General features: G+C 38.5%; 4 protein-coding genes and 1 pseudogene. 2 read left to right on the top strand and 3 right to left on the bottom strand.

Features of this window, described 5'->3' with window-relative positions; translation table 11 throughout:
- The first annotated feature begins 736 nt into the window (after positions 1 to 736).
- On the top strand, positions 737 to 3,748 hold the full coding sequence (locus tag NFS18_RS18690) for a tetratricopeptide repeat protein (protein WP_251393020.1): 3,012 nt from the start codon (positions 737 to 739) through the stop codon (positions 3,746 to 3,748).
- A 146-nt stretch (positions 3,749 to 3,894) separates the two neighbouring features.
- A pseudogene (locus NFS18_RS18685) lies at positions 3,895 to 5,083 on the top strand (IS256 family transposase).
- A gap of 248 nt (positions 5,084 to 5,331) precedes the next feature.
- Here NFS18_RS18685 and NFS18_RS20040 read toward each other — a convergent pair.
- The 3 genes from NFS18_RS20040 to NFS18_RS18675 form a co-directional block, all read right to left on the bottom strand.
- The gene (locus NFS18_RS20040; protein ID WP_408631567.1) at positions 5,332 to 5,862 is read right to left on the bottom strand and encodes an accessory gene regulator B family protein; all 531 of its coding nucleotides are present in this window, start codon (positions 5,860 to 5,862) and stop codon (positions 5,332 to 5,334) included.
- Positions 5,863 to 5,887: 25 nt separating this feature from the next.
- Positions 5,888 to 6,043, bottom strand: a complete 156-nt coding sequence (locus NFS18_RS18680) for an AgrD family cyclic lactone autoinducer peptide (RefSeq protein ID WP_251393015.1) — start codon at positions 6,041 to 6,043, stop codon at positions 5,888 to 5,890.
- A gap of 125 nt (positions 6,044 to 6,168) precedes the next feature.
- Positions 6,169 to 6,621 (bottom strand): ATP-binding protein (locus NFS18_RS18675; RefSeq protein ID WP_251393013.1); only part of this gene is annotated, 453 nt, incomplete at its 5' end.

Genomic DNA, 6,621 nt, shown 5'->3' with positions numbered 1-6,621 from the left:
TTAAAGTACGGCTTTTTTACGAAGAAGTTATTTTTTTAACGGAAATAGAGCAACCATATAGAAAAAATCTGCAAAAAGGAAGCTGCCGCTTCACGATTTATTAATCGTTAAAGCGACAGCCCCTTTTGTAATTCTTAAAACATATTATCCTTTTATTTAATATAAAATCTACTTTCTCAGGCACCTGCTGCCACTCGCATAATTAATACAAAATAAACGCAAAATAATCTTACGTTATTGATAAATAATGCGTGTACCAATAATTTCAAAATATATATACTTTATATCTTCCATTCATAATATTTTCTATAAAGTAGTAATAAATTATTTTCTACCCTATCATGTAATTCCATTCTGCCGCAATAAAAACAGCATTCCGCCTGATTCTTATTTTTCATAAGGACAACATCTATCCTATTTTTTCATAAACATGCAGGCGCCATATAACTCAGAAAGCGGCCGCCCAAACATAGAGCAGCCGAGTCTTCCTCTAATCATCTTTCTTATTCCTGCGGTCTACATAAGTTAGAATTACAAAGATACATGAAATAATTGATACAACCTCCAAAATACTCATACACAAGCCTCTCCTTTCGCTACCCTTCTATTCCCAACAATGGTATAATGTCTGTACAGCCATAACCTTTGCTTACGCACATACTATAATATATTTGGGGAGTTGGATTCCAGTCAGATAATGGTTGGATTTCTAAACCTGACGAAAGGAGAAAATCTCATGGCAGATATAACTACCACTTCCGCTTTTCTTCGGACCTTATTAATAAAATGTATTGGCACTGTTATGATCGAATGGGAACAATGGAATTTCCCCCAGCCCTCTTTCGACAGAGGCTATTTTAATGATCGGATCAAGCGCCCGGTGCCTGTAAATACCCTTACACGTCAAAGACTAAAACGCCTTTTTGAAAATGTTTTTTTCCCGGATAACCGTAAGGGAAAATTTCAGGAACCACAGGCGGCTGAATCGGCAAATGCCTTCATTTCCCTTGCAGAAAAATACTTTCATATTGATTTATCCGTCTGGGAAAATAATTATACAACAGATAACAGTACCAGCCGCACCCATCTTCTTTCCTGTCTCGATCTAGTCTTGGGGGCAATAGAAGGAACCGAGGTACTGCCGTCAGAAATGATTACAGATTCCTTAAATAACTATATGACAGAAGTCTGTTCTGCCGAAAGTATGCCTGCTGCCGTATATCCAAAACTACTGACTTCTGCCCCTTACCAACAGACCTCCAGTTTTTTTGGCCGTCAAAATGCAATCGCTTCCCTGATTGAACAGTTACTTTCCGAACATTCCTGCTATTTACATGGAATAGGCGGTATAGGTAAAACCGAAATTGCAAAATATGTCCTGAAGCGGATTCTAAATATGGCCTCTTCCAGTTGTAATATCACCCACATTGCATGGGTCAATTACACTGATGGAGATTTTGCGCTTTCCCTTGTACGCGCCTTGAATCTTGATGGGACAGCCAATAATATTGAGCAGGCATTCCAAAAGGCTGTTTCCATCATAAATCAATACCACGAAAATCTGCTGCTTATTATAGATAATGTAGAAAATACCGATGATGAACACCTGCTTGGACTCTGCGGATACCTCAACTGCCGTTTTCTGATCACAAGCCGCTGCAAGGGATTCCCGTCTTTTACCAAAATACCTGTCTCAACGCTCTCTGAGAACGATTGTATGAATTTATTCTATTCCTATTACTTTGGTCAAAAAGACGATATCATGCTTAAGAAAATTATACAGCTTGCAGACCGCCATACCGTTACCATTGAGCTTCTTGCGAAAATTGCAGATTCAGAGGAGGTTCTATTATATGAATTCTACGATTCCCTGATTCAATGCGGCTTCCACATCAGTGCTGAAGAAGTGACTGCCACTCATGAAAAGATGCATTCGGAAGGTCGGGTAATCGAACAGCTGAAAAAACTCTTTGCCGTGTACGGATGCACCCCCGAGGCACAGCGTTTATTGATTCAGATTTCGACCATCCCCAATATCCAGTTCGGATTTGAGAAGGCGAAAAAATGGTTTGACCTGAAAAATCGTACCCCGCTGAATCAGTTGGAAAAAAAAGGCTGGATAAAGAAAGAACCGCTTTATGACAACGGCCGGCAGCATTACCTCTATTACATGCATTCTGTTATAGCATCCGCAATCTGCGCCCAATTTACAGAGCAGCTTTACCAGACATGTCAGAATTTTATTTATGAAATCACATTGGAAATGAAGGAGATCCGTTCTCAGAATGATGCTGCCAAAAAAGAATTAATTCAGTTTAGCTGGGCACTGAATGATATTTTCCATGGGCAGTTCCATTCAGAAAACGACTGCGACTTTCTGTGGGCTTTGGCTGAAATCTATCTGGATATTGGTTATTATAAGCGTGCCGCACCTCTGCTGGATCAGCTTTTTACACTTTATACAGAGCTGTACGGAGATAACTGCATCCAGCTTGGTTCCGTCTTCAACAGTAAAGGGATGATTGAATATAATCTATCCCATTTCACCGCGGCACTGGATTTTTATCAAAAAAGCCATGATATTATAAATGAACATATTGCCCCTGAAACGTTTTCTCCTTTGACTAAAATAGAACTCGCAAAACTAGACCTGAATATTGGGAAAATATATTTAAAGACCGATTATCACAAGGCAGGTGCATTCTTTGACAGTGCCTATGATGTGCTGCTTTTGGAAGAAGGAAGGGAAAGCAATCTTACACAAAACGCCCTTGCGCATAAGGCAATGTTTTTAGAGAATACCGGCCGCTTTTCGGAAGCAGAAAATATATATGAAGAGATATACAATCAAAGCAAAACAGATACAGACGATTATGACACACTGTTGCTGCATGCTTCTGTTGCCCATCATATCGGAAATATATACTCGGATTATGCACCTGATAAGGCAATGCCTTTCCTGATAGAAGCGAAAGATATTTTATGCAATATCCTTTCCCCTACCCACCCGGACACCCTGGATGTCCTGAATTCTATTTGTTCTCTTGAGCTTATGGTAAAAGATAACTACTCAGAAGTCCTGTCTGACCTTCAGCATCTGTTGGAATTATTCATAAAGGTATATGGACCGGATGACCCGCAGGTAGGGACTATACACAACAATATCGGACTCTGTTTTTATTACATGGGACAGCCTGCCGAAGCTGTCAGGAATTACAGGAAAGCCATACAGATCAACATATCTGTTTATGGTGAAGACCACTCCTCAACAGCATATATTTACAATAACATCGGTGCTGCTTATTCAGAAACAGAGCATCCTGAAAAAGCCATTCCGGAACACGAGCATGCCTTAAAAATCTATGAAACGGCATATCCGGATAAACTCAACCTGGATTTTGCGCTTACCCATGCAGATCTTGCAAGCGCTTATTTATTGGAGGGAAACGGAGACAAGACAATGGAGCATTTAAATGAAGCATTTGATATATATCAGAAAATGCTCCCTGAAAATGCACACCAGCTCATTTATCCATACTGTACTCTCGCCAATCTCATGACCTTACTGGAAGACTACGAGACTGCCATTACCAGTTATTCTCATACCATATGGCTCCTGCGTGAGAATGGTTATGCGGACGAGTCCTCTGCGGTTCAGGAATTGGCTGTCAAGATAAATGATTTACAGAAAAAGCAAAACAGCCGTGAACCGGATATTGGCGAAAACATTTACACATCAAAATCATGATATGGAAGTCTGCGGGGGATATGGTGAAGACTGTATACAATCTTACCGTTTGGCACGGTGCTTCTTCATGGCAGAATATGTTACTACTTTAGGACTTAGAATGTTCTTCTATGATAAAATATAAAATCATAGGAGGGCCTTTTATCATGGCAAAACAAAAGAAACCAGTACACCGGGTACAAATGACAGAGAGAAAAAGAAATATCATCCATCAGATCCTGCAGGAATATGACATCCAGACTGCCGAAAACATTCAGGATGCCTTGAAAGATCTTCTGGGCGGAACAATCAAGGAAATAATGGAAGCTGAAATGGACGACCATCTCAGATATGAAAAATCCGAACGTTTTGACTGTGATGATTACCGCAACGGGCATAAACGGAAACGTGTAAACAGTTCCTATGGCGCATTGGAAATTGAAGTGCCACAGGACAGAAAATCAACCTTTCAACCTCAAGTGGTAAAGAAACGCCAGAAGGATATTTCTGACATTGACCAGAAGATCATTTCCATGTATGCAAAAGAGATGACTACCGGACAGATCTCCGAGACCATTGAAGACATTTATGGTTTTGAGACGTCAGAAGGGTTTATTTCAGATGTTACAGACAAGATACTGCCACAAATTGAGGATTGGCTGATCCGCCCATTAGACGAAGTTTACCCTATCCTGTGCATAGATGCGATTCATTACTCTGTCCGTGACAATGGTGTGATCCGCAAGTTGGCGGCCTATGCCATCCTCGGCATCAATACTGAAGAACGGAAAGAAGTGCTAACAATCAGCGTTGGGGATAATGAGAGTTCGAAATACTGGCTCTCTGTGTTAAATGAGCTGAAAAATCTGGATGTAAAAGATATCCTGATCCTCTGTGCGGACGGTCTTGCAGGAATAAAGGAAGCAATTGCGGCAGTATTTCCGAAAACAGAATATCAACGCTGCATTGTCCATCAGGTGCGAAACATTCTGAAATATGTTCCAGACAAAGACAAGAAAGCCTTTGCAACTGATTTAAAGACAATTTATCAGGCGTCCGATGAGAAAAAGGCGCTGGCAGCTCTTGAGCGTGTGACTGAGAAATGCACATCCAAATATTCGGATTCCATGAAGCGATGGAAAGACAACTGGGATGCCATTTCCCCGATCTTCAAATTTTCGGTAACCGTCAGAAATTTATACGACCAATGCGATAGAATCGCTGAATTCCACGTATCGGAAGCTCAACCGTCAAAGAAGCGTATTCCCGAGTGACACGGCACTGCTGAAAGCCCTGTATCTTGCAACCTTTAAAGCAACAAAAAAGTGGACTTTCACAATCCGGAACTGGGGATAGGTCTATGGGGAACTGAGTATTATGTACGAAGGTCGGCTTCCAGAATAGGCAATGTTCCATTGTCAAAACAGGCGGCAAAACCGCCTGCTCTTGACATACATTTTAGTAACTGATATATAAACAAAGGGCAAAAGCTGATCTTTCAAGCCTTTCGCTCATCATTATCATAGAAGAATCTTATTTACAGACTTTTCTTCATAGTCGTCTCATTTAAAACTTCAACTAACCAATGATTCTCTGCACATTCCTTAATTTATCTTAACAACTAAATCAAGAACTTTTGATATTAAGATCATAATTAAAGTAAATGCCACTACAGTTAATATCTGATACTGCCGTCCAATTGCTAAGAATGAACATAAAAGTAAAATACAACAAATGCTGCGTTTTATTCCCTTTATATAAAAGTTAAGTTCATTCGGTTCCCCATCGTCTTTCAATACCAATATATATATCAGACATAAAGACACCATGATTAAACACATTGATACACAAATTTTCATATTAAAATATTTTGCCAGTAGCATAGTTACCACAAAAACAATACATGATACACTAAGACACTTAATGTAGCTGTTCATATGTAGTCCGCCTGCATAAGATCTGATAGAATAGAATATTCCAAAAAAGAAAAAAAACTCCTTTACCATTCCGATAACTACTGATATGGAAAAACAACACATAAGATAAAGCAACATTTCTAGCCCAACTTGTAACCCATATCGGTATATTTCTTCTTCTTCATTTGAAAAATTATTTCCTCTGCCTAAAAAACCCATTAAACAGTCTATCAATGTATTCATACTAAAATTTTCTAAGCTTCTTTATACCTGCCGGCTTTTCAAGCTGATGATAAATGCACATACATTTTGTGTTAGCTGAAACCTCACTACACTTAAACGCCACTTTTTCCAATACAGTTCTAGCAACCGAATCCTTTACTTTCTTTGATTTCATCATCAAGTACCTCCTTATGATTTTTATTTTAAAACTTTTTTATGATAACACAATATACTTCTCAAAACAGTTCCATGTAATTTTTAAGAGCTTCTATGCAACATTTTCTTTTATATTGAACCTTTTGCCTATAAATTAACAAGCATTACTTTCAATACAAACTGATTGTCGGTATCTTCAATTACTACAGAACCATGATATTTCTCTACAACTCTTCTAATTGATTCTAAACCGAACCCATGATTATCTTTATCTTTTTTGGTTGTTTTTATTACTCCTTGGCTATCTTTAATAAGTGTTCCAACAAACGGATTTGTAATAGTAATCAACAATATATTTTTATCATATACCATATATATCTTAACATTTTTACCTTTTTTAACTTTACCAGCAGCTTCTATCGCATTGTCTATTGAATTTCCTAATAAAATGCTGATATCTACATTTGAAAAAGGCAATTGTGTTGGAATATGTATATTCTCTTCACAATCTATTCCCATTAACCCTGAATTATTCACGCCGCTATAAACTTGCTTAAAAACGGATAGCATTACTTTAAAGTAAGTAAAACCGTAACTTAA

The organism is Mediterraneibacter agrestimuris (assembly GCF_943193195.1).
Lineage (GTDB): Bacteria > Bacillota > Clostridia > Lachnospirales > Lachnospiraceae > Schaedlerella > Schaedlerella agrestimuris.
This window is presented reverse-complemented; position numbering and strand designations above follow the sequence as displayed.